At 71.3% G+C, this 24,887-nt stretch carries 15 protein-coding genes and 2 pseudogenes; 5 read left to right on the top strand and 12 right to left on the bottom strand.

The window, feature by feature from the left end:
* Positions 1-105: 105 nt before the first annotated feature.
* Both B207_RS0112910 and B207_RS0112905 read right to left on the bottom strand, forming a co-directional pair.
* Positions 106-1,959 (bottom strand): M3 family oligoendopeptidase, encoded by a 1,854-nt coding sequence (locus B207_RS0112910; RefSeq protein WP_018636959.1) that lies wholly within the window; start codon positions 1,957-1,959, stop codon positions 106-108.
* A gap of 152 nt (positions 1,960-2,111) precedes the next feature.
* Positions 2,112-2,336 carry a hypothetical protein gene (locus tag B207_RS0112905; RefSeq protein ID WP_018636958.1) on the bottom strand — a complete coding sequence of 75 codons (225 nt, stop codon included), beginning with the start codon at positions 2,334-2,336 and terminating at the stop codon, positions 2,112-2,114.
* A gap of 501 nt (positions 2,337-2,837) precedes the next feature.
* Here B207_RS0112905 and B207_RS38265 point away from each other — a divergent pair.
* The 4 genes from B207_RS38265 to rraA all read left to right on the top strand — a co-directional run bounded on the left by B207_RS38265 (position 2,838) and on the right by rraA (position 6,693).
* A complete protein-coding gene (locus tag B207_RS38265; RefSeq protein ID WP_084692124.1) occupies positions 2,838-3,251 on the top strand; it encodes a RidA family protein in 414 nt (137 codons plus the stop codon).
* 41 nt (positions 3,252-3,292) lie between these two features.
* Positions 3,293-4,561, top strand: a complete 1,269-nt coding sequence (locus B207_RS38260) for a PLP-dependent aminotransferase family protein (RefSeq protein WP_084692123.1) — start codon at positions 3,293-3,295, stop codon at positions 4,559-4,561.
* Between the two features lie 6 nt (positions 4,562-4,567).
* On the top strand, positions 4,568-6,022 hold the full coding sequence (locus tag B207_RS36875) for a DUF4062 domain-containing protein (protein ID WP_154675316.1): 1,455 nt from the start codon (positions 4,568-4,570) through the stop codon (positions 6,020-6,022).
* Between the two features lie 167 nt (positions 6,023-6,189).
* Complete coding sequence (rraA, locus tag B207_RS38255) at positions 6,190-6,693, top strand: ribonuclease E activity regulator RraA (RefSeq protein ID WP_230204997.1); 504 nt, start codon at positions 6,190-6,192, stop codon at positions 6,691-6,693.
* A 264-nt stretch (positions 6,694-6,957) separates the two neighbouring features.
* Here the strand turns inward: rraA and B207_RS39715 are convergent, their stop codons facing one another.
* Entirely contained in the window at positions 6,958-7,431 is a 474-nt protein-coding gene (locus B207_RS39715; RefSeq protein WP_154675315.1) for a hypothetical protein, read from the bottom strand.
* A gap of 72 nt (positions 7,432-7,503) precedes the next feature.
* Here B207_RS39715 and B207_RS0112890 point away from each other — a divergent pair, with 72 nt between their 5' ends.
* On the top strand, positions 7,504-8,193 hold the full coding sequence (locus B207_RS0112890) for an HAD family hydrolase (protein WP_018636955.1): 690 nt from the start codon (positions 7,504-7,506) through the stop codon (positions 8,191-8,193).
* 17 nt (positions 8,194-8,210) lie between these two features.
* On the opposite strand, the pseudogene B207_RS33715 reads toward B207_RS0112890, so the two are convergent.
* The 9 genes and pseudogenes from B207_RS33715 to B207_RS0112845 all read right to left on the bottom strand — a co-directional run bounded on the left by B207_RS33715 (position 8,211) and on the right by B207_RS0112845 (position 24,782).
* Positions 8,211-9,366: pseudogene (locus B207_RS33715) on the bottom strand (cation:proton antiporter).
* Positions 9,359-9,511, bottom strand: a pseudogene (locus B207_RS33710) (cation:proton antiporter regulatory subunit); the annotation flags it as partial. The pseudogenes B207_RS33710 and B207_RS33715, both read right to left, overlap by 8 nt.
* A 149-nt stretch (positions 9,512-9,660) precedes the next feature.
* On the bottom strand, positions 9,661-10,020 hold the full coding sequence (locus B207_RS0112875) for a hypothetical protein (RefSeq protein ID WP_018636952.1): 360 nt from the start codon (positions 10,018-10,020) through the stop codon (positions 9,661-9,663).
* Between the two features lie 19 nt (positions 10,021-10,039).
* Complete coding sequence (locus B207_RS0112870; protein ID WP_018636951.1) at positions 10,040-11,386, bottom strand: acetyl-CoA carboxylase biotin carboxylase subunit; 1,347 nt, start codon at positions 11,384-11,386, stop codon at positions 10,040-10,042.
* Complete coding sequence (locus B207_RS0112865) at positions 11,383-12,078, bottom strand: acetyl-CoA carboxylase biotin carboxyl carrier protein (protein ID WP_018636950.1); 696 nt, start codon at positions 12,076-12,078, stop codon at positions 11,383-11,385. Before B207_RS0112865 ends, B207_RS0112870 begins: the two co-directional genes overlap by 4 nt.
* The gene (locus tag B207_RS0112860) at positions 12,075-13,901 is read right to left on the bottom strand and encodes an acetyl-CoA carboxylase carboxyl transferase subunit (RefSeq protein WP_026311004.1); all 1,827 of its coding nucleotides are present in this window, start codon (positions 13,899-13,901) and stop codon (positions 12,075-12,077) included. The genes B207_RS0112865 and B207_RS0112860 overlap by 4 nt, the downstream gene beginning before the upstream one ends.
* The gene (locus B207_RS0112855) at positions 13,898-15,598 is read right to left on the bottom strand and encodes a PfaD family polyunsaturated fatty acid/polyketide biosynthesis protein (RefSeq protein ID WP_018636948.1); all 1,701 of its coding nucleotides are present in this window, start codon (positions 15,596-15,598) and stop codon (positions 13,898-13,900) included. The genes B207_RS0112860 and B207_RS0112855 overlap by 4 nt, the downstream gene beginning before the upstream one ends.
* On the bottom strand, positions 15,592-17,844 hold the full coding sequence (locus tag B207_RS0112850; RefSeq protein ID WP_018636947.1) for a hotdog family protein: 2,253 nt from the start codon (positions 17,842-17,844) through the stop codon (positions 15,592-15,594). The genes B207_RS0112855 and B207_RS0112850 overlap by 7 nt, the downstream gene beginning before the upstream one ends.
* Complete coding sequence (locus B207_RS0112845) at positions 17,841-24,782, bottom strand: SDR family NAD(P)-dependent oxidoreductase (protein WP_407671415.1); 6,942 nt, start codon at positions 24,780-24,782, stop codon at positions 17,841-17,843. Before B207_RS0112845 ends, B207_RS0112850 begins: the two co-directional genes overlap by 4 nt.
* Positions 24,783-24,887: the final 105 nt, after the last annotated feature.

The following is a 24,887-nucleotide window of genomic DNA, read 5'->3' as shown; positions in this document are numbered from 1 at the left end:
TGTCAGAAGGAAGCCAGTTTCGGCTGAAATCGACATAGTTGGCCCGCTCGGAATGGCCGCCCTCCGTCGTTCTGCGAGCCGGGCCTGTCCGGGGCGGGGCGGGCTTCATCCGAGGCGGCCGGCGTCGCGGGCGGCCGCCTCGGCGGCCCGCAGCTGGTCCTCGACGAGGTCGAGGCCTGCCGACCAGAAACCCGGGTCGGTCAGGTCGATGCCGACGATGCGGCCCAGGTCCTCCGGGGACCGGGAGCCGCCGGCGGCGAGCATCTCCAGATAGTGCGGGACGAACGCGTCGCCCTCGTCCACGTAGCGCTGGTAGACCGACAGCGCCAGCAGCTGGCCGTAGGCGTAGGCGTACACGTACCCGGGCGTGCCGATGAAGTGCGGGACGTAGCTCCACCACGTCCGGTAGCCGTCGGTCAGCTCGACCGAGTCGCCGAGCAGGTCGCGCTGGGTGGATGCCCACGCCTCGTTGAGGCGTTCGACGGACAGTTCGCCGTCGGTGCGCCGCGCGGTGTGGACGGCGTCCTCGAACTGGTTCATCGCGGTCTGCCGGAAGACGGTGGCGATCGCCCCCTCGACCGCCTCGGCCAGCAGCGCGAGGCGCGAGTCGGGTTCGGACGTCCGCGCCAGCAGCTGGTTGAAGACGATCGTCTCGCCGAACACCGAGGCCGTCTCGGCGACCGTCAGCGGCGTGTGCTGCTGCAGGATGCCCTGCTTCGCTGCCAGGGCGAAGTGGACGCCGTGGCCCAGCTCGTGCGCGAGCGTCAGCACGTCGCGGCGCTGGGAGGTGAAGTTGAGCATGACGTACGGATGCACCGACGGGACGGCGGAGCTGGCGAACGCACCGCCCCGCTTGCCCGGACGCACCGGCGCGTCGATCCACTTCTCGTCGAAGAAACGGCGCGCGTGACGTTCCATCTCCGGCGAGAACGCGCCGAAGGAGGACAGCACCAGATCGCGCGACTCCTCCCAGCCGTACTGCTCGTCGGCGCTGGTCACGGCGGCCATCCGGTCGTAGTCGGCGAGCTTCGGCAGGCCGAGGATCCGCGCCTTGAGTCGGTACCACCGCTGCGGGATGTCGTAGCGCGCCCGGACCGCGTCGACGAGCGCACGCACCGACTCGTCGGAGACCTCGTTCGCCAGGTTGCGGCTGGTCAGCCAGGTCGGATAGCCACGCAGACGATCGGTGACCGCCTTGTCGTGCAACAGCGTGTTGAAGATGTACGCCCGGGTGCGCAGGCCCGGCGCGAGCGCCGCGGTGACAGCCTCGGCCGTCGCGCGCCGCACCTCCCGGTCGCCGGAGGCCAGCCGGCTCAGCGCGACGTCGAGCGCCTCCCCGCCGGCCTGCCCATCGGCTCCGTTGCCGGCGGTGGTGGCGGTGGTGGTGGCGGCGGGCCGGCGGACCTCGATGGCCGAGACCTGCTCGGAGAACAGCCGGCTCCACGCCGCCACCCCGGTGACCGACTTCTCGGTCAGCAGCTTCTCCTCCGGCTCGCTGAGCAGATGCGGCCGGTAGCGCCGCTCCAGCCGCAGGTAGTGGCGTGCCTGGTCGAGCCCGTCCGCCGCCAGCAGTCGCTCGGCGACGGCGTCGTCCAGCGCCGCCCACTCCAGGCCGAAGAACAGCAGCGTCGTCCGGATCGCGGTGGAACGCTCCCGCACCTTCTGTAGCAGCGCGCCTCGCTCCGGATCGGACGTGTCGGTGGAGAAGCGCAGCGACGCGTAGCTGCCGGCCCGGCCCACCAGCTCGTAGATGGCCGTGAGCTCGCCCGTCGCGGCGACGAAACCCGGCCCGTCCAGCTCCCCGACCCGACCGGCATGGCGGCCCGCGAACGACTCGGCCCGCTGCCGTGCCTCAGTAAGCAGCTCGTCAACACGGGCTTCGCCCTTGCCGTCGAGCAGGGGTGCAAGGTCCCAGGCCGCGGTGTCCAGAGCTGGATCGGACTGCGTCTCGGTCGCCATCCCTGCAACGCTACCGGCTGCCGCGGTTAACCTCGGCAACGGTGAACCGCCGCGCCTGTGACGAATGCGCTACTTCCCGCAAAGGTCGGAAGCCGCAGCTGTGATCAGCATCAGGACAGCAGCCACACCCACCTGCGGCAGCAGGCTAGCGGTCAGCCGGTGTCGACAGCGTTCCTGACGACCAGCTCTCCGGCGGCGTAGACCAGGATCGTCATGAGGCGGCCGATCGCCTGCCGGCCGGGGGCAGCAAGCCGGCCAAGCGTGCCGATGTCGAGCCGGTGACGACAGCGCCGATGATGCTGGTCGGTGCGGAAGCCGCACTTCTCCGGTGGGCCGTGGTCGATCTCTCCGCGGCCCACCGCCGAGGTGACAGTCATGAGCGAACGGAGCCGCGCTCGCGCGCTTCCCGCCTCCAGCATCGCCCCGTGGGCGACCGAGCTAGTCTCGGCGCAGTTCGGCCTTTCGCGCGGGAGTTTCTCAAGATCCGCCTGCGAATCCGGGTCGCGGCACTCTTGGCCGCCTCGCTGGTTGTGCCCTGTGCCGATGAGGCTTCCATCGGCACGTGCTGGTCGTGAGCGCGACGCCGCTACCAGCATATTTGAAGCTTTTCTCGCTTCGCGCTTGATAAGTCGCAGTCAATCACCGGTCATCCCCGGACAGATGGCGGTATCGGAATGAGTGGTTGACGGCTCGCGAACCGCATGTAGAGCGCTATGCTGGTGCCGTACCGTCGGGTACCGCCCCGGCGGATCGCGATATGGAGAGGAAGTAGGGGAATGCTCGCACCAGATCAGATGATAGGTTAATCCGGCTTGAGGTGTAGTTGAGTCTGGTATGCCTGAAGTCTTCTAGTAGCCACTACTTCACCAAGGACCAACATGCGGCATGTAGCCACCGATGGTGCACCGATGCCCGCTGGGCACTATTCGCAGGCCGTTGAACACGGCGCAGTGGTCTATGTTTCGGCCCAGCTTCCGTTGACGCCCTCCGGTGTGCCGCTGGCGGGATCCAGTGACGTCGACTCGCAGACAGCGCAGGTTCTTCAGAATATCAATTCCATATTGCTGGCCGCAGGGAGTTGTCGCCAGAACGTACTACGGGTCTGTGTCTATGTTAATGACATTGCTCACTGGCCTGTCGTAAATGACAGATACAAAAAATTCTTTGGCGACCACAAGCCGGCTCGGTCGGTAGTGGAAGTGTCCGGCCTCCATTTCGGCTGCTCTGTGGCAATGGATGCAGTGGCGTTCGTGGATGATACTGGTGATCGACATTCCGCAGTGGTCGTCTGAGGTGAGCCGAGGTCATCCAAGGTGGTAGGTACGACGAGTAGATGATCGAGATCGCTCTGCGAGAGCTGGTAGACGACCTGCGGGCTGAAGAGGGCACTCTGGCTCGCACTGTTCACCTGACGCCTAACGAAAACGTTCTGTCCAGACTGGCGCGGTCCTTTCTCTCGAGCCCGATCGGCTTTAGGTACCACCTCGGAACCATTTCCAGCCGCCGAGCGCTGGACGGCGTGGTGGACGTTCACGGTCTGACGCTCGGATATCTGAAAGCTGTCGCGGAGACCGAGCAAAGGGCGGTAGGAGCGGCGCAGGGTATGTTCGACGCCGCCATCGCGGATCTACGGCCCTTGTCAGGCGTCCACGCGATGATCACGACGCTGTCTGCTGTAACCGAACCAGGCGATACTGTCTACTCCATAGACCCGGCATGCGGTGGTCATTTTGCCACCAGGCATATCTTGCAACGCCTGGGTCGAGTTTCTGAGTACCTGCCATGGGACCTGGAAGCGTTGACCATCGACGTTCCTCGTTCCGGCGAAGCATTCCTGCGAACGCAGCCCAAGGCGGTACTGCTCGACCACGGCGCTCCCCTTTATCCCCTGCCAGTGCAAGCGCTACGAGAATCGTGCCCTTCGCGGACCGTATTAATCTACGACGGCTCTCACGTGCTTGGCCTGATTGCAGGTGCAAAATTTCAACGTCCCCTGGCGGACGGCTGTGATATTCTGCAGGGAAATATGCACAAGAGCTTTCCCGGGCCACAGAAGGCGCTTATCTGTGCCCGCGAAGGCGTTATTGGGGAATCCGTCGTCGACAATCTGTCCCGGGGGTTCGTCTCCAGCCAGCATACCCACCAGTCAGTTGCTGCATACGTCACTCTGCTCGAGATGGAAAAGTACGGCCAGGCGTACGCAGTTCAAATGCTTTCCAATTCCCGGAGTCTGGCAACATCCTTGAAAGCCGCCGGGTTCTCGCTTGTCGAAAGTGCAGACACCCCGTCAGAATCTCACCAGATTCTGGTACGGACTGACGGTCAGGATGAGAGCATCCGCTGGGTCCGGCGTCTCCTTCAGTGTGGGATCAGCGTGAACGCGCGCCGCCTGTACGGGCACGATGTCCTACGCGTGGCGGTACAAGAGGTTACTCGGCTTGGAATGATCGAGTCCGATATGGAGCATATCGCGGAAATTTTCAGGACCGCGCTGAAAGGAAAAACATCAGCATCGGTGCTCCGTAGCGAGTGCATTTCGATGGGCAGAAGGTTCAGCCGGGTTCTGTTCTCCTTCGACGAACACTTCGAACCTGTAGAGTAGGTAGACGTGGAATCCACGGATACGCCGCGTTTCGACTTGTCCACTGTCTCAATCATCAAAGCAATCGTCGGTTCTGCGCTTGATTCCATCGACGGTGCGGCGCACGGTTTTCTGTTACGTGCCGTGGCGGTCTGTGACGATCTAGAACGATCGCTTTCCCTGCTTGACGCGGTCAACCGCCGCTACGATGATCTGGCCAATGCGAGAGAACGAGCCAGTCTGTTAGAAATGAATCTTTCGCGAGCGCTCAATGATGCCATGAGCGCTGTACCCACCGATGGCGAGGTTGCGCGGGTGCTCGACGCAGCCAAAGACATGGCGGCTGAGTACCAGCCTTCAGATGCCGAGTTCGTTCATCGGGCCGAAGAGATTCTCTCTCGATCCTCTGCTCGTCTCAGAGGTATATTTTGGATCAATCTTTCCTATGAACTTACCCTGTTGGGCGATGCTGTCCTCAACTATCGCCAGGATCGCTTCAGCCCCGAAACGGTACACAGGATAATTCAGTTTCCCCCCGAGTACTATGAGGCCGGGATGACCATCCTGAGCGGCTTCGCCTCATTAGTGCGGGAGCGATACAAAGACAGCGGCGTCTCGGTGAAGATTGTTCAGGACGGCCTGAAGGTCACACTTATCATTGAGTCCTCAGCTGGCCGTGAGGAGATAGAGCGTACTCTGGAGGAGTATGGTGATGTCTTGCGTGGGGATCGCCAGCCGGCTGATTTCTCGGGGCAAGAATGGGAACGACTTCGTTTGGAGCAGACGCTTAGTATAGCGCGGCTGCAGATGGAGACTCAGAATCAGATTATTCAGATGATCGGGCACCGTGCGACTCATCTTGAGGAGGCGTCGAACCGTCTAGCCACGTCTTTGGAGAGCCTTGTCGGCACCGTCGACAGGGCGTTCACGGCGAGCCTTGGTGTGCCAAAGGCAGCGTTGCCGCCAGCTACCAGAAGCGTGGCCCGCCGAGTCTTCCTCAGCTACACCAGCGAGATGGCAAAGTATCCGGTCAGGCCGCGATCGTTTGTTTCGGCCGCCGAACGCGCTATTCGCAACCATGGTGATATTGCTGTGCATATGGATGGATTTACAGCCAACGACAGTCTTCCGTCACACGTTTGTCGGGAGAAGGTTGCAGAATGCGAGGTCTATGTCGGGATAGTGGGCTTCCGTTACGGTAGCTGTGTGACCGACTCGCCCGATCTGTCATACACGGAGCTGGAATTCGAAGAGGCTACGCGCAGCGGTCTGGCCCGTCTTGTCTTTATTCTGAGTGATCAGGCGGAAGGGCTACCGGTTGGTCAGATGACCGATCGCGTCTTCGGTCACCGGCAGGAGGACTTCCGATCGCGCCTTATATCCGAAACCGGGTTGACAGTTGCCCAGTTTCAGACACCGGACGAGCTGCAGGATCTTGTGTATCGCGCGTTGGCCCATCATGGTGCTGCTGGCAACAGGTGATTTGACGGAGGGGGTGCGAACCTGTCTCGGAGTCTGTAGGTAGTCGTCTAGTAGATTTTATCAGTCAGATCTATGCGTCCGGCGGGATGTGCTACCTGTTTCCGGGCATGCTAGCCTGTGTAACGTTTTCGCAACGATAATTCGTCCTGTCGAAGTTAGGGGTAACTGTGAATGTTGAGGGAATGGTGACAGGTTTCTCCACGGCCGACCTGTGTGACGAGTACAAAGGTGATCTGCAGATTCTCGATCCCGCCTTTATGAGTTTTGGGAAGCCGATTTTCTCCGGTGAGATCCATACCGTTTCCGTGCTGGAGGACAACTCCCTGGTTCGTGAGATTCTCGAACGGCCGGGGAACGGGCGGGTTCTGGTGATCTCTGGTAGAGGAATTGAAAGTCCGGCACTCGTCGGTGATAACCTCGGAAAACTGGCTGTCGAGAACAAATGGGTCGGGATAGTTGTTAACGGCGCCGTGCGGGACACGCCGTTCCTGAACCTCCTCCCGGTCGGAGTGCGCGCCCGGCGCGTTTTTCCCGCCCGGGCCTGGGGGGGTGGCACGGGTGATGAGGGGCAAGTCGTGAGGTTCGGTGGCGTCGTTTTTCGGCCAGGATCCTGGCTGTACGCTGATGAGGACGGGGTTGTGCTCGCCGATCGACGACTCTCGAGTGACTGATGGTGCCCCCTGACTTGCAGCGGTAGAGTCCGGCGACCCGATGTCGTGTCGCGCGTCCCGCGCCCTATCTCATAGGCCTGCTGCCGGCAGGCGGTCGGTGGACTGCGTCGAGTGCTCAGATCCGATGGAGATTCGGTGTGTGAGGTCGGATCTCTGAGGGCATCGGCGGCCGGGTGAGATCTGATCCGAACAGGCCACTGATGCCAATCTGGTCTGCTGGTGGAAGTGAATCCGTTGATATTGCCGACGCCCGTGCGACGGGTATCACGTCCTTCGGACGTGTCGGTGGAGAAACGTAGGGATCTGGAGCCGCCGGCCCGCGCCCACCAGCTCGTGGATCGCGGTTGGCTCGGCCACGGCGGCCACCAGAGTCCCGAGTCCTGCCCCGTCCAGCGCGGCGACCAGGTCCCGGCCTGGCTCCGCGCGTTCTCGGCCTGCCGCCGGGTCTCGGTGCGGAGCTCCCTCGGCGCCGCGGTCGAGCAACGGGACGACATCCCAGGCTGCGATGTTGTGGCGGGCTGGAACTGGCCGCGTCTCGTCGGCCAGCGCGGCTGTCGCACAGTCCCAGCGGGTGGGCGTTCCGTCCGGGCCGCGCAGCTGCCCCGTGGCCAGCGCGGCCTCGACGCGGCGGCGGGGCGGGTGTTCGTTGCCAGGGTCGGTGGCGAACAGGATCCGCAGCCAGACATGGGCTCCGTACCGACGGCCTCGGTGTGATGCCGCGGGGCGAGGCCGGCGCATCGCGGCGATGCCTGCCCGGTCGGTCTGCGCGACCGCTGGCCTGTCACAGCGCCGCCGTACCACGATACCCAGATGGTGGAGGCACTTCTTCTCGACTTCTACGGCACCGTGGTCGCCGAAGATGATCACATCATTGTCGGTATCTGTGAAGAGGCCAGGAAGACCTGCGCGACACCGCACGCTGTCACCGCCGACCAGGTGGGCGCCTTCTGGCGTGGTGTGTTCCTCCAGGAGACGGCGGGAAGCAGAGAGCATGCCTTCCGCGCCCAGCGTGACATCGCCGTGTCGTCGCTGGCGCGCACCCTGCGGCACTTCGGCTCCACCGCCGATCCCGCCGCCCTGTGCGGACCACAGTTCGAGTTCTGGCGTCAGCCGGAGCTCTGCACGGACACCAGGTCCTTCCTGGAAGGGCTCGACCTGCCTGTGTGTGTTGTGTCCAACATTGATCGCCCGGACCTCGAAGCCGCGCTCGACCATCATCAGCTTCCGCTGACCTTGCTGGTCACCAGCGAGGACGCGAGATGCTACAAGCCGCACCCAGCCATCTTCCAAGCAGCCCTGGGCATGCTCGGACTACGCGGTGACGCCGTTCTTCACATCGGCGACTCACTGTCCGCCGACATCGCCGGCGCGCACGCCCTGGGCATTCCAGCCGTCTGGATCAATCGGTCGTCACGACCTCGGCCGGCCCCGCTCACAGCCGTTGCCGAGGTCCGCACCCTCGTCGAGGTGATGCCCCTTCTGGGGCGACAGCGAGGCTGACGCCGGGCCGCGGCGCGCTACTCCCCAGCGACGTCCAGTTGCGTGCCGGGCCGTGGTGCCGGTTGCTTCTCCTGCCCGGTGGCGGTCGGCCGGCGGCGGCGCATCACCGCCCGGGTGACCGGCTCGACGAAGCGAGCCGCGATGGGGCCGATGACGGCCATCAGCAGGACATGGCTGGCGGCCAGCGGTCCCAGGCGGGGTTCGACCTCGGAGGCGACCGCGAGGCCGGCGATGACGATGGAGAACTCGCCGCGCGCGATCAGGGCGGTGCCGGCGCGGAACCGCCCCAGGGTGGCGATTCCGGCGCGCTTCGCCGCCCACCAGCCGGTGATCGTCTTCGTGACGACTCCGGCGATGGCCAGCAGCGCCGCGGCCAGCAGCGCCGAGGGGATCTGCGTCGGGTCGGTCTGCAGGCCGAAGAACACGAAGAAGACCGCGGCGAACAGGTCACGCAGCGGGCTCAGCACCTCCCTCGCACCCTCGGCGACCGGGCCGGACAACGCGATACCCACCAGGAACGCGCCGACCGCGGCTGAGACCTGCACCTGCTGCGCGACGCCCGCGACGAGCAGCGCAAGGCCGAGCGCCCGCAGCAGCAGCAGGATCTCGTCGTTGCGGTCGGACGCCGGATTGAACACCAGTCTCGTCACCTTCGCGCTGTACCGCAGCGCGAGAAACAGGACGCCGACCATGGCGCCGAGCGCGATGGCGAGCGACAGCGCGCCGCGGGCGATCGTCTGGCCGGCCAACAGAGCGGTCAGAACGGGCAGGTAGACCGCCATCGCGAGGTCCTCGAGGACGAGCACCGACAGGACGACCGGTGTCTCCCGGTTGCCGAGCCGGCCCAGGTCGGCGAGAACCTTCGCGATGATGCCGGAGGACGAGATGGCCGTGACGCCGCCCAGCACGACCGCCGCGCGCCAGTCCCAGCCGAGCAGGAACGTGGGGCCACCCCGGGCGCGGCGTTGAGAGTCAGGTCCAGGACGCCGGCCGGTGCGTTGCGGCGCAGGCCCACCAGCAGCTCGCCCGCGGTGTATTCCAGCCCGAGGGCGAGGCCGCAGATCAGATAGAAGGGGATAGGGAGATACCGAACCGGGAGGCGGCGTGGCCGACAAGGCCGAGCAGAAAGAGAACCCCGCCCAGTTCCACCATGATTGACCCGAGGTCATGCATATGGTCGCGGCGCCCTCCAGCCGGACCGCAGCAGTTCGCCGACGGCGGCGGTGTTCTCCGGCGTCCCGACGACGACCACGACGTCCTCGGCCTGGAACCGGAAGTCCGGCCGCGGGGAGGCGAGGACCTGCCGGTCGCGGACCAGGCAACCACGACGGTCGGCGCGTTCCGTCATGAACTTCGCCGTAAGCGTTCGCCGGTCACCGGCTATCCCGCCGCCCCCGGCCGTCCCGCTGATGACAGCCGGGGGCGGGGGTCTCCTCGATGACGGCCGGCCGCGTCCGGCGCGCGAGGTCAGCTGCGGGTGAGTCGCTCGCCGTGGTCGAGCTCGGAGAAGGTGAGGGCGTCGGAACGGCTGGCACACAGCCGCCAGTGGGTGAGGGTGCCGTCCGCGCCGCGCAGCTGCCCCGCGGCCAGGGCGGCCTCGACGCGGCGGCGGACCGGATGTTCGTTGTCGGGGTCGGCGGCGAAGAGGATCCGCAGCCGCACGCCCTGCTCCGTACGGACGGCATCGGTGTGGTGGGGGGCGGCCGAGGACGGCGAGGGATGATCCCAGTGCCCGCACAGCGCCACGGTGACCGCGGCGCCAGGCGCCCCGATGTCACTGTCATACGCCATCTCGACGAGAGCCTCGTGCACGAATGCCTGGCGCATGACGTCAGTCTGGCACGAGTCAGGACATGAGGTTCTCGATCAGGACGGTGTCGTGTTCGGCGGCGACGAAGCGGGGGTGGTCGAGGAGGCCGCGGAGGAACTCGGTGGTGGTGACGACGCCGGGGCCTTCGGCGCGCAGCTCGTCGAGGGCACGGCGCATCCGGGCCAGGGCGCGGGGGCGGTCCGGGGCCCAGACGACGACCTTCGCCAGCAGCGAGTCGTAGTAGGCGGGAATGCGGTAGCCGGGGGCGGCGTGGGTGTCGACCCGAACGAACGGGCCGGCCGGGACGGCGAAGTCGGTGAGGGTGCCGGGTGCGGGCGCGAAGTCGCGGCGCGGGTTCTCGGCGTTGATGCGGCATTCGATCGACACGCCGCGGGCGTCGACGTCCGCCTGGGTGAAGCCGAGCGGCTCGCCGGCGGCGATCCGGAGCTGTTCGGCGACCAGGTCGAGGCCGGTCACCATCTCGGTGACGGGGTGCTCCACCTGCAGCCGGCAGTTGACCTCCATGAAGTAGAAACGGCCCTGCGGGTCGACGAGGAACTCGAAGGTCCCGGCGCCGACGTACCCGCTGGCGAGGGTGCCGCGCACGGCGGCGGCGCACAGCGGCTCGACGATCTCGGGCGGCAGGCCGGGGGCGGGGGTCTCCTCGACCAGCTTCTGGTGGCGCCGCTGCAGGGAGCAGTCGCGGGCGCCGAGATGGACGGCGGTGCCGTGCGCGTCGGCCAGCACCTGGACCTCCACGTGGCGCGCGGAGGCGAGGTAGCGCTCGACGTAGAGACGTCCGTCGCCGAACACCGCCTGGGCGGTCGCGCGGGTGTGCCGGTAGGCGCGGTCGAAGGCGTCGGGGTCGTGCACGACGCTCATGCCGCGCCCGCCGCCGCCGGCCGCGGCCTTGATGATGACCGGGTAGCCGATCTCGGCCGCGGTCACGGCCGCCGCCTCGGGCTGGTCGGCGGTGCCGCGGCTGCCGGGCAGCAGCGGCAGCCCGGCCTCGGCCATGATCCGGCGGGCGACGGCCTTGTCGCCGAGGCGGGCCATGACATCCGGTGGCGGGCCGATGAACGTCAGGTCCTCGGCCGCGCAGATCTCGGCGAAGTCGGGGTTCTCGGACAGGAACCCGTACCCGGGGTGGATGGCGTCGGCCCCGCGGATGCGCGCGGCCTCGACGACCGCCGGCATGTTCAGATAGCTCTCCCGCGACGGGCCCGGGCCGATCTGGACGGACTCGTCGGCGAACGCGACGACGGCGCTGTCACGGTCGGCCGTGGAGTACGCGGCCACGGTGGCGATGCCCAGCTCGCGGCAGCTGCGGGCGATCCGCAGCGCGATCTCGCCGCGGTTGGCGATCAGAACCTTCTTGATCATCGGCTGTCGCCGTGCGGCACGTCGACGTCCAGGGTGAGTAGGGGCTGGCCGTATTCCACCGGGGAGGCGTCGGCGACGAGGATCTCGCGGACCCGGCCGCCGCGCTCCGCCTCGACCGGGATCATCAGCTTCATCGCCTCGATGATCCCGACCTGCTGGCCGGGGACGACGGTGTCACCGGCCCGGACGAACGGGTCCGCGCCCGGCTCGGGGGCGTGGTAGAAGACGCCGACGGTGTGCGCCGGGACGACGAACGCGAGCGCGTCGTCGGAGCCGTCGTGCGCCGCCGACCCTGCTGCTACTGCCGTCGTCGGTCCCGTGGCTCCGGGCACGGCGGGCAGCGAGGCCGGTGCCGACGGGAACGCGGCGGGTGGGCGCGCGGCGCCGTGCGGGGAGACGTCCCGGCGGTCGGCCGCGGCCGGCGCGGACCCGCCTGGCCCGGCGGATCCGTCCGGCGTCGTCCAGTCGATCTCCACGGCGAGGTCGCCGGCGGACACCCGGACCCGGCTCACGGGTCGTGCCCCGCCGGCGCCCGCCTCCTGCGCGGCGAGGCGCAGGACGGCCAGCACCTCGCCGAGTCCGCTCTGCCCGTGCTCGCCGTTCTGGCCTGCGGGTGTGGGCTTGGGGGTGGTGGGTGCGGCGGGTGTGGGGGCCGGTGTCGTGGAGGTGCCGTTGGCGGTGGTGATGGTCAAGAGGATCGCCTCGCCTCGTCGAGATCGGCGGTGGAGCGGTGTCCACCCATCGGCGGGCGTGCCGCCGGGACGCTGGGGGCGGTGGCTGGTGGCGCGGTGATTGGGGTAGCGGGGGTGGGAGTGGTGGGGGTGCCGAAGCGGCGGAAGCGGGCCCGGCGGCCCGAGACGAGCGTCGGCGGGTCGAGGGGGACGAGCTCCGCGAGCGTGCTGGTGAGCGCGGCCCGCAGCGCGTCGGCGGCGCCGAGCGGGTCGACGTCCGCGCCGCCGTCGGGCTCGGGGATCACCCCGTCGACGATGCCGGCCGTCAGCAGGGCGCGGGCGTCGACCCGCAGCGCGGCGGCCGCGTCGGGGCCGGCCGCCGGGTCCTTCCACAGGATGGCGGCGCAGCCCTCGGGGCTGATCACCGAGTAGATCGCGTTCGCGCACATCAGCACCCGGTCGGCGACCGCGAGGGCGAGCGCGCCGCCGCTGCCGCCCTCGCCGGTGACCACCGCGACGACGGGTACCGGCAGCCCGGCCATCAGGCGCAGGTTCTGCGCGATGGCGACGGCCTGGCCGTTCTCCTCGGCCTCGATGCCGGGGTGCGCCCCGGCGGTGTCGATCAGGGTGATGACCGGCAGGCCCAGCTTCGCGGCCAGCCGCATCACCCGGGCCGCCTTGCGGTAGCCGCCGGGGGAGGGCATCCCGTAGGCGCGGGCGGACAGCTCGGCCGCCGTGTGGCCCTTCTGCGTTCCGATGACGACGACCGGCGTCCCGTCGAGACGGCCGAGGCCGGCGACCATGGCCGGGCAGTCGGCGGCGGCCCGGTCGCCGTGCAGCTCGGTCCAGTCCTCGACCAGCGCCCCGATGTAGTCCAGCGCGCTGGGCCGGCCGAGTCGGCGGGCGAGCCGCACGGCCTCCCAGGGGTGCCGCTGCACCAGATGCTCAGGCTCCCGCACGACCTCCCGGCCGGGCGCGGCGTCGTGCACCGTGCTGGCGGGTGCGGACGTCGGGCGCCGGGTGGCGACGCCGAGCAGCCGCGCGAGCGTCGGGCGCAGCGCCGGCCGTGGGCTGATCAGGTCGACGACACCGTGCTCCAGCAGGAACTCGGCGGTCTGGAAGCCGGGCGGCAGGGTCTCGCGGATGGTCTGCTCGATCACCCGGGCGCCGGCGAAGCCGAGCCGGGCACCGGGCTCGGCGACGATGACGTCGGTCAGCGTCGCGAACGAGGCGGCGACCCCGCCGAACGTCGGGTCGGTGATCAGCGAGACGGTGAGGATGCCGGCCTCGTCGAGCTGGCCGATGGCCTGCGCGGTCTTGGCCATCTGCATCAGGGACAGCGCCCCCTCCTGCATCCGCGCGCCGCCGGAGGCGGTCACCAGCAGCAGCGGGGTGCGCTCCCGCAGGGCGATCTCGCACGCGCCGGTGATGGCCTCGCCGACGGCGGCGCCGAGGCTGCCGCCGAGGAAGCGGAAGTCCATCACCGCGGTCACGACGGGGCAACCCTCGATGGTGCCGCGGGCGACCAGGACCGCCTCGGGCATGCCGGTCGAGGCGCGGGCGGCGCGCAGCCGGTCGGCGTAGGGCCGGGTGTCGACGAAGCCCAGCGGGTCGGCCGCGGTGACCGGGGTGGCGACGATCTCGGCGGAGCCCTCGTCGAGCAGCAGGTCGACCCGCTGGGCGGCGGTCAGCCGGGCGTGCCAGCCGCATTCGGGGCAGACATGGCCGCCGCGGACGAAGCGCCGCCCGTAGATCATCCGTCGGCAGCCGTCGCAGACGAGCCAGGCGGGTGTCCCGCCGGCCACGTCCACCTCGGGCTGGGGCTGGAGTACGGGTGCAGTCATGTCCGTTGTCCCTGTTCTGCGGGGCCGGGGCCGGGGCCGGGGTCGGCGGGGTCGGCGGGGCCGGCGCCGTTGCCGGGGGCGTGGCCCGGGCGGGGGTGGGCGCGCGGCAGGTAGGTGGTGGCCGTGGCGGGCAGCCGGACGCCGGCCTGCGCCAGCACCGCCACCCGGGACGTGAACGCGGCGCCGTGCATCAGCTCGGTGGCGATCGCGGCGGCGTGCCGGTTCTCCAGCGGTTCCAGCGCGCTGGAGCGCACCCAGGAGTTGAACGCTCCCATCGCCGGCCCGCACCAGACCTGGTAGTCGGCGACGCGGTCCGGCGTGCCGGTGATGCTCCACCCCGACGACAGGCCGAGGTACCAGCGGAACACCAGTGCCATCCGCCGCTTCGGGTCATCCCGCGCCCGCTCGATCTGGTCGGGGTCGCGGGTCGTGAAGTAGGCGACCGTCTCCGCCCAGACGTCGTCGAGCGGCCGGTGGAAGATCCGCCGTTCGAGTGCGGCGCGCTCCTCGGCGGGGATGGCGTCCAGGCTGTCGTGCCGGTGGTAGAGGTCGTAGAGCCGGCGGGCCTTCGAGGCGAACATGGTGCCCCGGCTCAGGACCTGCACCTCCGCGCCGATCTCGAACATGTCCGCGGACGGGGCCTGGGCGCAGTCGGTGACGCCGGCGGCGGCCAGCAGGCGCTTGGTGGCCGGCGACTGCGCCGCCTCGACCGCCGCCTGGTTGACCGAGCCGGTCACGACGTAGTCCGCACCGAGGGCGAACGCGGCGGCGACAGCCCGGGGGGTGCCCAGTCCGCCGGCGGCCCCGACCCGGACGGGCCAGCCGCCGGTCTCGGCGCGCCGGGCGTCCCGCAGCGCGAGCAGTTCGGGGAGCAGGACGGGCAGCGGCCGGCGGTCGGTGTGGCCACCGGAGTCCGCCTCGGCGGTCACATCGTCCGCGAGCGGCACCGTGGCGGCGAGCGCGGCCTGCTCGGCGCTGACCAGCCCCTGCTCGACCAGCCCACGGACCAGCGCGGCCGGCGCCGGCCGCAGGAACAGGTCGGCGACCTCCGTCCGCGACACCTTGGCGACGACGCGGTTGTCCGCGACGACCCGCCCGTCCGGGCCCCGGCGCAGGCCGGCGAGCCGGTAGCGCACCACCTGCGGGGTCAGGTCGAGGAAGGCGGAGGCCTCGATGCAGCGCACCTGGTGGCGCAGGCAGGCGTCGACGACGTCCCGCTCCATCGCGGCCTCGTTCGGGCTGTGGATCAGGTTGCAGGCGAACCGGCGTCCGCCGACCCGCCGCCGGATGTCGGCGAGCGCCTCGTCCACCCGCGCGGCGACGACCCCGGCCGCGCCGAAGGAGGCGAGGTAGCCCGCCCGGGCCAGGTTGACGACCAGGTCGGCCGAGGCGATGCCGTTCGCCATCGACCCGGCCATGTACGCCTGGTCCACCCCGTGGTCGCGGCGGAAGGCGGGGGAGCCCAGCCGCCGCGGCGGCAGCGGCCCGGCGGCGGCCAGCACCTGACCGGCCGCGGCGGCGGCCCGCTCGTCGCCGGTGAGCGCGATCCCGGCCGCGTCACGCACGACGTAGACGGGCCGGTCCAGGTCGGCGAGCACCTCGTGGACGTCCCGCGGCGCACGTGCGAGCACCGGAGCCGGCACCTGTGCCGACGGGGCTGCCGGCACCTGCGCCGGCAGCGCGGTCGCGCTCACCATGACGGCGCGCCCTCGTCGCGCAGCTCGATGGCGATGTCGGTCAGCTCGTAGATGCGCATCGTCGGCTTCCACAGGCTCGCGTCGGCGGTGACACGGACCCGGCCGGGCCGGCGGCTGACATCGGAAATGTGCACCTCCAGGGTGAACGTCCCGTCCGTGGGGAGCAGCTGGCCGCGGTACTTCCAGTGCAGGGTCACGCCGACGGGCAGGACGAACCCGGGCCGCGCCATCCCGTCCGCGTGCCCGGCGTCGACGGCCCACTCCTGCAGGGCCTGGATCACGGCCTCCACCCCGAGCGAGCCGGGGATCACCGGGTCCAGGTGGAAGTGCCGGGCGAAGAACCAGTCCCCGGGGTCGATCGGCCGCTGCGCGCGCAGGTAGCCGCGCCCGTGCCGGCCGCCACCGTCGACCACCTCGACGTCGTCGAGCAGCGCCAGCTGGCCCCGCGCGCACAGCGGCGCGGCCGGGTCCGCGCGCCGCGCGGCCACGTCGATCGTGCGGATCGCCGGCCGCTCCCGCTCGTCGAGGGCGTCCAGCCAGGTCGGGACGAGCCGGCCGCCGTCCAGTCCGGTCTGGCGGGCCAGGGCCGGGGCGTTGAAGTACCCGAACATCGACTCGCCGCGGTAGAACGGCTCGCCGTCGACCGCCATCTCGTAGGAGAAGTCCTGCAGCGCCGTCCCGGGCATCGGGTTCGTCGACAGCAGTGTCGAGTGCTGGCGGATGGTCGCGTCGCGCAGCTCCACCTCACGCAGCACCGTGGCGCTGCCGCCGAGGTTGCGCAGGCTGTAGTCCTCGGCCGGCTCGGCCACGGTGGCCCCGAGGTAGTAGCCGAGCAGCAGCGCCGACTGCAGGGACGTCTCCATGTACACGCAGTTGGGCATGGAGGCGTTCGCCGTGTCGGCGAAGTACCAGCTGTCCGCCGCCGCGTCGTACTCGGTGACGTGCGTGGCCCCGCCGCGCAGGTCGCCACGGCGGGAGTCCGTCGCCATGATCCGGTCGACGAGCCGCAGCCCGCCGCCGGGCAGCCGGGTGGCGCGGCGGCCGCGGTAGCCGCCGAACTCCGGGCCGAGCCCGACACCCTGGTCGCCGCGGGCGCAGTGCGCCATGTGGAACTCGCTGAGCAGGGCCCGCTCCCCGGCGGCGTTGCGACGGCCGAGATCGGCCGGTACCGCCCCGCCCTGCTCGGGCCCGACCGGCGCGCCGGGCCGCTCCCGGACGGTGACGGCGACGTCGTCGAGCTCGGCGACGAGCCGCCCGCCCGCGTGCACCAGCACGCGGGCGGCGAGCCACGGCCGCGGCAGGAGATCGATCGTGTCGACCTCGAGCCGGATCTCGGCGCCCGCGCCGTCCCAGCCCCGCCCCGCGTCGGTGAGGCGCACCGCCGCGGCGGGGTGGGCCGGGCCGGTGCGCGGACGGCCGTCCGGATCCTCGGCGGGGGCCTCGGGGGCGAAGCGCGCGTCCGCCAGGCACAGGTGCAGCCCGGCGTACAGCGCGAACACCCGCACCGCCTGCCCCGCCGCAGCCAGCAGCCCGCGGGCCAGCCCGTCACCCAGGGGCAGCAGCCCGGCGCGCAGGGAGCCGGCGCTCCGGGCGCCGCCCCGCAGGCGCAGGTCCGCGACCCAGCCGAGGAGCATCGGTGCGCCGGGCTCCGTCAGCGTGACGTCCGGGTTGACGCCGTGCTGCTCGTAGGGCGCCCCGAAGACGGCCGCCACCTCGCCGCGGCTCAGCGCGGCCAGGCCGGCCGCGTCCAGCGCGTCCCGCGACGTGCGCGCCAGCGGCTTGAAGGACGCCTCCGTGATCCGAGGGCTGGTCTCCTGCGGAGCCGCCGTCGCGGGCCCCGTCGGCCCTGCGTCCAGGGCCGGCGATGTCGTTGGACGTCGCTCAGGCACCGGGAGCCGGTCAGGCGCCGGAAGCCCAGCCCCGAGGGAACGGGACGGACCGGCGAGGGTGAGGCGGCTCAGCGCGAGCTGCGCGACCAGCGCGGAGTCGTGCGCCGCGGCCACGGCAGCGCTGACCTCCCTGACCACGGCGGCGATCTGCGCGTCGGCCCGGCTTCCGCCGGACGGGCCAGGGCTCGGGACCGCCGGCGGCACCGCCCCGCCGGTGGGGACCAGGTCTGTGCCCACCGGCGCGCTGCTGCCCGCCGCCGTCAGACGGAGGGGGTCGAACGGCTCGCCGTCGAACTCGAGGGTCTCGTCGGCGTGGAAGGTCTCGTCGAACCGGAGGGTGTCGTCGGCCAGCGTCATGCCGTCACCTCCTGCTGCCAGCGGGCGGCGCCCTCGGCGAACTTCGCGGCCATGTCGGGCGTGCCGACCATCGCCACGTCGCGCAGGCGGACGAGGATCCGCCCGTCGCGGCCGACGGCGGTGACCCGGCTGACGACCCCGGTGTCGCTGACCTTCGCCTCGTCGACCACCACCGCGAACGGCTCGCCCGCGGGCAGCGGCGCCCGGTAGTCGATCCGCCCGACGGCCAGCGGCAGGCAGGCCTGCCCGGTCAGCCAGCGGCCGAGCACGGACGGGCCGTGCAGCAGCAGGTCGGCGAGCGCCGGGTCGTGCGCGGAGCCGGCGAAGGCGCCGTGCGCGACCGGCGCGGCGGGCAGCTGGCACTCGAGGATCACGCTGTCCGTGCCGCGGTCGAGGATCCGCCGGATCCCGCGGAGCAGCGGCCCGTGGAAGAGCGTCCCGCCGGTGTAGATCTCCAGCCCGTCCTCGCCCGGCGCGGACCAGACGGCGTCGAGCCGTGGCCAGTCCTCCACCTGCGCGGGAGCCGGCAGCCTCGGCGCGAGCACCAGCGTGGCCGCGTACCGGGAGAGCCCGACCGGGCGCGCCCCCGGGCTGCGCACACTCGCCCGCACGACGAGCCGGTCACCGTCACCATCACCGGACGGGTCCGGCTCCGGCTCGGCCGCCGCCGTGTGCAGGCGCAGGGTCAGCTCCCCGGTCCCGTCGAACACGACGCCCTTGTGGACGTCGAAGTCGCGGACCTCGACGACGACGTGTCCCGGGTGGGTCCGCTCGGCGGCGTTGACGAGCCAGCCGATCGCGAACGTCGCCGGCAGGACCGGGAACCCGCCGACCTGGTGATGCAGGATCACCGGGTCGGTGGCCAGCTCCGTCAGGTCCCGGCGGGTCACCAGCGCCGGCGCGGGGCGGCTGCCCGCCGTGCCGGTCAGCGCCTCGGCCGAGCCGACGAGAACGCGGACGTCCCCGTCGCGCGGCGGGGTGAACTGGTCGGCGAAGGCCTGCGCGCCGGCCGCCCGGTCGATCAGGGCGACGCCCCGGGAGCGGAACAGCTCCCGCAGGTCGGCGTCGACCATGCCGCCGTCCCAGGCGCCCCAGTCGATCGCGGTGACGTGCCGGGAGGGCTCGGCCTGCTTCCACCCCGCGGCGAGGCGGCCGAGGGCCTCGTTCGCCGCCGCGTAGTCGGCCTGGCCCGGGTTGCCCATCAGACCCGCCACCGAGGTGAACAGGACGAGGTGGCGCAGCGGCGAGCCGGACCCGTCCCCGAGCCCGTCCCCGAGTGCGTCGAGGACGTTGCGCAGCCCCGTCAGCTTCGGCGTGAGGACGCGGCGGACGGCATCCGGCGTCTTCGCCGTGAGCGCGCTGTCGGCGAGCGCCCCGGCGCCGTGCACCAGCGCGCTGGCCACGCCCCGGTAGGGCGCCAGCGCGGCCGTGACCGCAGCCTGGTCGGCGATGTCGACGCTGAGGTAGGTCGCGCTGGCACCGGCGGCCTCCAGCGCCGCCAGGGTGTCGCGGATCTCGCGCCGGGCCAGGACGTCACGCCGGGCGGCCTCCGCCTGGCGGGGGGTCGGCCGCGGGCCGCCCGTGCCGGCGCGGGCCGCGAGGTCCGCGGCGGCGGCGGCGAGCAGGCCGGCGTCGGGGATCCCGTCCGCCCAGTCCGGGTCGGCGTCGGCCGCGGTCCGCCCGAGCAGCACGAAGTGCGCCGGGACCCGCGCCGCGAGTGCCCTGACGCAGTCCGCGGTCACTCCGCGGCCCCCGCCGGTGACGATCACGGTCTCGTCCCGGCTGAGCACGGGAACGGCGTCGCCCTCGGCTGCCTCCACAGCCTGCGGGGCGTCCGTGCCGTCCGGGCCCTGGCTGGCCGAGGGGTGTGCCCCGGCGCCGAACGGGCCGGGTCGTACCGTCCAGCGGGTTCCGTCCGCGTCGACACCGATCTCGAGCAGGTCGGTTGCCGCGTCCCACAACTCGGTCAGTGTCAGCTGCGCCAGCGCTGCCGGCGTGTGGGCGGGATCGATGTCGAGAGCGCGGCAGAACAGGGCCGTCTCCTCTCGGGCCAGTGTCTTGACGACACCGGCGACACCGCCGAGGAGGCCCTGCGCCGCGGATGCCGTGCCGCGCAGCCCCAGTCCGCCGTCGAGCCGGGTGATCGTGCCGAACGCGGCCCGGCCACCGCGGGCCGCGGCGCGGGCGAGCGGGCCGGCGGCGTGCTTGGCGACCAGGACGGCCTCGGCGAGTCGACGAATCCCCGGCGCCCAGGCATCCGCATCAGGCTCGGCAGCGGCGCTGGCGTCTCCCCGCGGCGCGGTGAGCAGGAGGAGGCACAGGTCGACGGTCCCGTCGCCGCCCAGCGTGTCGTCGAGAGCCTGCTCGACCGCTGCCGCGTCCCAGCCCGCGAACGGGTCGGCCGGGTCAGTCGCCTCCGGCCCCGTGCCGGCGGCACCGAGCGTACTGTCCGGCAGAAGCAGGGTGCGGACGGTGAAGCCACGCTCGGTGAGCCCGTCACGCAGGGCTGTCAGGCTCTCGTTGTCGGCAGCCGCGCCCCCGGCGTCGACGAGAACCGCGACCGGGTCCGGGCCGTAGGGGCTCGCGTCCAGGACGTCGACGGCCGCGGTCGCGACCAGCGCGACGTGCTGACGGGGCAGCGGGGTCTCATCCGGCCGATCGGTCCCGGCGGCTGGTGTGGCGGCGGCGGCGACGGGTGCGCCGTTGGTACTGGGAGCGGCGGTGGTGAGGGAGGTGAGGACGTGGTTGGTGATGTGGTCGAGGGTGCGCATGTCGGCGAGGCGTTCGGGGCCGACGGCGGGGAGGGTGGGGAAGTGTTCCTGGAGGGCGCCGAGGATCTGGACTCGTTTGATGGAGTCGACGCCGAGGTCGGCTTCGAGGTCCATGGTGGTGTCGATCATTTCGGCGGGGTAGCCGGTCCGGTCGGCGACGACGCCGAGCAGCGCCGCACGCACCGCGTCCGGGCTGACAGAGCTCGAGGACGCTGCCGCGGCGGCGACGGGTGCGCCGTTGGTACTGGGAGCGGCGGTGGTGAGGGAGGTGAGGACGTGGTTGGTGATGTGGTCGAGGGTGCGCATGTCGGCGAGGCGTTCGGGGCCGACGGCGGGGAGGGTGGGGAAGTGTTCCTGGAGGGCGCCGAGGATCTGGACTCGTTTGATGGAGTCGACGCCGAGGTCGGCTTCGAGGTCCATGGTGGTGTCGATCATTTCGGCGGGGTAGCCGGTCCGGTCGGCGACCACGCTGAGCAGGGCGGTGCGCACCGCGTCCGGCCCAGGTCCTGCGGGATCCGTCGCCCCGTTCACGCTGGACGCGCCGTTGACGCCGGCCGTGCCGTTCGTGTTCACAGTGCCGTTCGCCTGGGCCGTGCCGTTCGCGGCGGCTGTGCCGGTGACACCGTCGGTGGGTGCCGCGGGACCGGCATCGGTTGACCTGGCGACGGGACCGCTGCCGGCCTCGCCGTAGGCCGGGACCACCGGCGGGGTGGCCTCGGGCCGATACCCGTTGCCGTTGGCGTTGGTCTGCGCCGGCACCAGCGGCCCGAACGGAGCGGCGGCCTGCCCTGGCAGCGCGATCTCGGTGCGGCCAGGCGGCGTACCGCCGCCGGCGGCGAGGGCGTCCGGCCCGGCCGGCAGCCGCAGACCCGCGAGCGCGGCGAGGACCTCGTTGGCACGGGTGTGGGTGCGTCCGGCGGCGAGGCTCTGCTCCTTCACATGCTCGACCGCCGTCGGCACCCAGCCCGGCAGCTCGGTCTGCGCATCTGAACGCAGCAGGGCGACCAGCTCGCCGGCGATCTGAAGCTGTCCGTCCAGGTAACGGTCGTGCAGGTCGAGGTGCCGGGTCACCGCCTCGGTGACCGCCGCCGGATCGAGCAGCGGCGTACCGGCCGTCTCCATCGGCTCGACGGCGCGGGACCCGTTGCCGGCCCACGGCCCGTCCGCGGCCTGCGTCGCGGCGACGGCCGGCAGGGCGGCTGCCGCTGTCGGGGCGGCCAGCGCGGCCGCGGGCGCCAGGGCAGGCGGGACGGCGGGCACCGCGGGCGTGGTGACGGAGGATGCGATCTCGGTGGATGCGGAGGCCGCCAGCGCACTGACCCGGAAGCCGTCGGTCAGGCCGGCCGCATACAGCGCGCGTCGGGAGTCGGGGACGTACTCCGCGCCTGTCAGCGTGATGGTCATGCCCTTGCGGGCGGGCGCCTCGTCGGCGTCACCGGAGTGGGACGCGGGGTCGTACCGGTTGATGTCGGCCAGGGGGAGACCGAGGACCGCGAGCTGCACCGCGGCCTGCTTGAGCGCCACGTCACCGTCGCGCAGCGGGCCGCCGTCGGTGGAGACGACCACCACCGGCTGGCCGTCGAGGATGCGGCGGGCGAGCTGGGCGAGGACCTGCTTCGGCCCGAACTCCACGAAGACGTTGCAGCCGTCGGCGCGCATCGCCTCGACACCGGCGACGAAGTCGACAGGCGCCAGCAGCTGGCCGGCGAGCACGGCGCGGTTCGCCGCCGGGTCCGCGCCATAGGCAGCGCCGGCGGTGTTGGCGTACACCGGCGTGGCCGGAACCCCGACGCCGACGGCGTCCAGCTCCTGGGCGAAGCGGTCGACCGCGTGGCCGACGTGCCGGGTGTGGAACGCGGCCGAGACCGGCAGCAGTCGGCCGGTCATGCCGCGCCGCGCCAGCTCCTCGAGCACCTCGGCGACGGCCGGCGTGCCGCCGCCGACGACGACCTGGTCGGGCGCGTTGTGGTTGCACACGACCACGTCGGGAAACGCGCCGAGGATCTCCTCGATCTGCTCCCGGCCGGCCTGGACGGCCGCCATGGTTCCCGGGTCGGCAGCCTCGGTGCCGGTGCCGGTGCCGGTGCCGGTGTCGGCCGTGTCGGCGGGAGGTGCCATCGCGGCGCCGCGGGCGCGGGCGAGGCGGAAGAAGGCGGTGTCGTCCAGCGCCCCGGCGGCCCACAGCGCGGTCAGCTCGCCGAAGCTGTGGCCGAGGTGGCCGGCGCAGCGCAGGCCGAGCTCGGTCAGGTACCGGTACTGGCCGGCGGACAGCGCGCCGATCGCCGGCTGGGCGTACCGGGTGGCGCGCAGCCGGGACTCCTGCTCCTGGCGCAGCTCCGGGTCGAATACGGGCGGCGGGTACATGACCGCGGCGAGCGGGGTCGCGTCGTCGGTGAACGCGGCGTTCGCGTCGTCGACGGCCTGTGCGACGGTCGGCACGCCGAGGACGGCGTCCAGGCCCATCTCGAGGTACTGGCTGCCCTGGCCGGCGTACAGCGCCCCGACCCGCGCGTCGGGCAGGGCCCGGCGGCGGTAGTACACCCCGGCCGGGTGGGTCCACTCGTCGGCGTCGGGTGCGGCGGTGAGCTGCGCGAGCGCGATCCGGCGCAGGTCCGCGCCGTCGGTGTCGCCGGGCGCGGTGACGAAACCGATCCGGGCGTGGTCCGCGGGGATCGGGTCCGCGGGACCGGCGCCGTCCACTGGCGGGGCGCCGGCCTCGAGGGCGGCGCGCAGCGCGGCCGGGTCCTCGGCGTGCCAGAGCCACGCGCGGGCGGTGCGGTGCACCATTCCGGCGGCCGGGCGCAGCGCGCTGTGCTCCTCCAGGACGACGTGGAAGTTCGTGCCGCCGAAGCCCATCGCGGACGCCGCCGCGCGTCGGACCGGCCGGCGCGGGTCCCGGATCCACGGCCGGGTGCGGGTGTTCACGTACAGCGGGGTCGCGTCGTCGGCGAGCGGGCCGGCCGGCCGCTCGACGTTGATCGTCGGCGGCAGCGTCTTCTGGTAGAGGCTGAGCGCCAGCTTCATCAGGCTGGCCGTGCCCGCCGCGCCCTTGGTGTGCCCGATCTGTGACTTGACGCTGCCGATCGCGGCGAAGTGCGCCTGTCCGCCGGCCGCGGCGCGCAGGACACCGTCCAGCGCGGTGAGCTCGGTGCGGTCGCCGACCGCGGTGCCGGTGGCGTGCGCCTCGAACAGCTCGACGGACGACGGGGAGCAGTCGGCGTCGGCGTAGGCGCGGCGCAGCGCGCGTTCCTGACCCTCCGCCCGCGGCGCGTAGATGCTCTTCGAACGGCCGTCGCTGGACGAGCCGAGCCCGCGGATGACCGCGTAGATCCGGTTGCCGTCCCGCTCGGCGTCGGCCAGGCGGCGCAGGGCGAGCATGCCGATGCCCTCGCCGATGAGGGTGCCGTCGGCGCCCTCGTCGAACGGGCTGATGCGGTCGGACTTCGACAGCGCCTGCGTCTTGCTGAAGCACATGTAGCCGAAGATCGAGTTCTCGGTGTCGGCGCCACCGGCGATCATCATGTCGGCCCGGCCGTCGACCAGCTCGGCGATCGCCATCCGCACCGCGGACAGCGACGCCGCGCAGGCCGCGTCGACCGTGCTGTTCATCCCGCCGAGGCCCAGGCGGTTCGCGACCCGCCCGGCGGTGACGTTCGCCAGCAGGCCGGGGAAGGAGTTCTCCTCCCAGGGCGCGAACGCCTCCGCGTAGCGGGTGGCGATCGCCGCCGCGTCGTCCTCGGTCAGCCCGCAGGCGCGCACCACCTCGCGCAGCACCGGCGTCGTGAGCCGCGCGGCGAGCGGGTGCATCAGCGGGACGGGCCCGGTGACGCCCAGCACGACCCCGGTCGACTCCGCGTCGTACCAGGCGGAGCTCGGTGCGCCGGCGTCGCGCAGCAGGTCCCGCGCCACGACCAGGCTGAGGGTCTGCAGGGTGCTGGTGACCTCCAGTTGGTTCGGGGGGAGACCGAACTCCAGCGGATCGAAGTCGACGTCCGGCACGAAGCCGCCGCGGCGCGAGTAGGTGTGGTCCGGCCTGGTCGGGTCGGCGTCGTAGTAGTCGTCGATGTTCCAGCGGCTGGCCGGGACGTCGGTGATGCAGTCGCGGGCGTCGACGATGTTCTGCCAGAACTCGCGGGCGTCACGGGCATGCGGGAAGAGACCCGCCATGCCGACGATGGCTATGGGTGTGTCGGCGAGTCGCCGGGGCGGTTCGCTCTCGCGCACGATGGCCCTTTCCTCAACAGGTGGGACAGGACGTCAGTAGGACGGGAC

The organism is Parafrankia elaeagni (assembly GCF_000374165.1).
Classification (GTDB): domain Bacteria; phylum Actinomycetota; class Actinomycetes; order Frankiales; family Frankiaceae; genus Parafrankia; species Parafrankia elaeagni.
The sequence above is the reverse complement of the archived record's forward strand: the minus strand, read 5'-3'. Positions and strand labels throughout refer to the sequence as shown.

Coding starts and splice junctions, on each gene's coding strand:
- B207_RS0112910 (WP_018636959.1), bottom strand. CDS start 1,959: ATGGCGACCGAGACGCAGTCCGATCCAGCTCTGGACACCGCGGCCTGG.
- B207_RS0112905 (WP_018636958.1), bottom strand. CDS start 2,336: ATGACTGTCACCTCGGCGGTGGGCCGCGGAGAGATCGACCACGGCCCA.
- B207_RS38265 (WP_084692124.1), top strand. CDS start 2,838: ATGCGGCATGTAGCCACCGATGGTGCACCGATGCCCGCTGGGCACTAT.
- B207_RS38260 (WP_084692123.1), top strand. CDS start 3,293: ATGATCGAGATCGCTCTGCGAGAGCTGGTAGACGACCTGCGGGCTGAA.
- B207_RS39715 (WP_154675315.1), bottom strand. CDS start 7,431: ATGCGCCGGCCTCGCCCCGCGGCATCACACCGAGGCCGTCGGTACGGA.
- B207_RS0112890 (WP_018636955.1), top strand. CDS start 7,504: ATGGTGGAGGCACTTCTTCTCGACTTCTACGGCACCGTGGTCGCCGAA.
- B207_RS0112875 (WP_018636952.1), bottom strand. CDS start 10,020: ATGCGCCAGGCATTCGTGCACGAGGCTCTCGTCGAGATGGCGTATGAC.
- B207_RS0112870 (WP_018636951.1), bottom strand. CDS start 11,386: ATGATCAAGAAGGTTCTGATCGCCAACCGCGGCGAGATCGCGCTGCGG.
- B207_RS0112860 (WP_026311004.1), bottom strand. CDS start 13,901: ATGACTGCACCCGTACTCCAGCCCCAGCCCGAGGTGGACGTGGCCGGC.
- B207_RS0112855 (WP_018636948.1), bottom strand. CDS start 15,598: ATGGTGAGCGCGACCGCGCTGCCGGCGCAGGTGCCGGCAGCCCCGTCG.
- B207_RS0112850 (WP_018636947.1), bottom strand. CDS start 17,844: ATGACGCTGGCCGACGACACCCTCCGGTTCGACGAGACCTTCCACGCC.
- B207_RS0112845 (WP_407671415.1), bottom strand. CDS start 24,782: ATGGCGGGTCTCTTCCCGCATGCCCGTGACGCCCGCGAGTTCTGGCAG.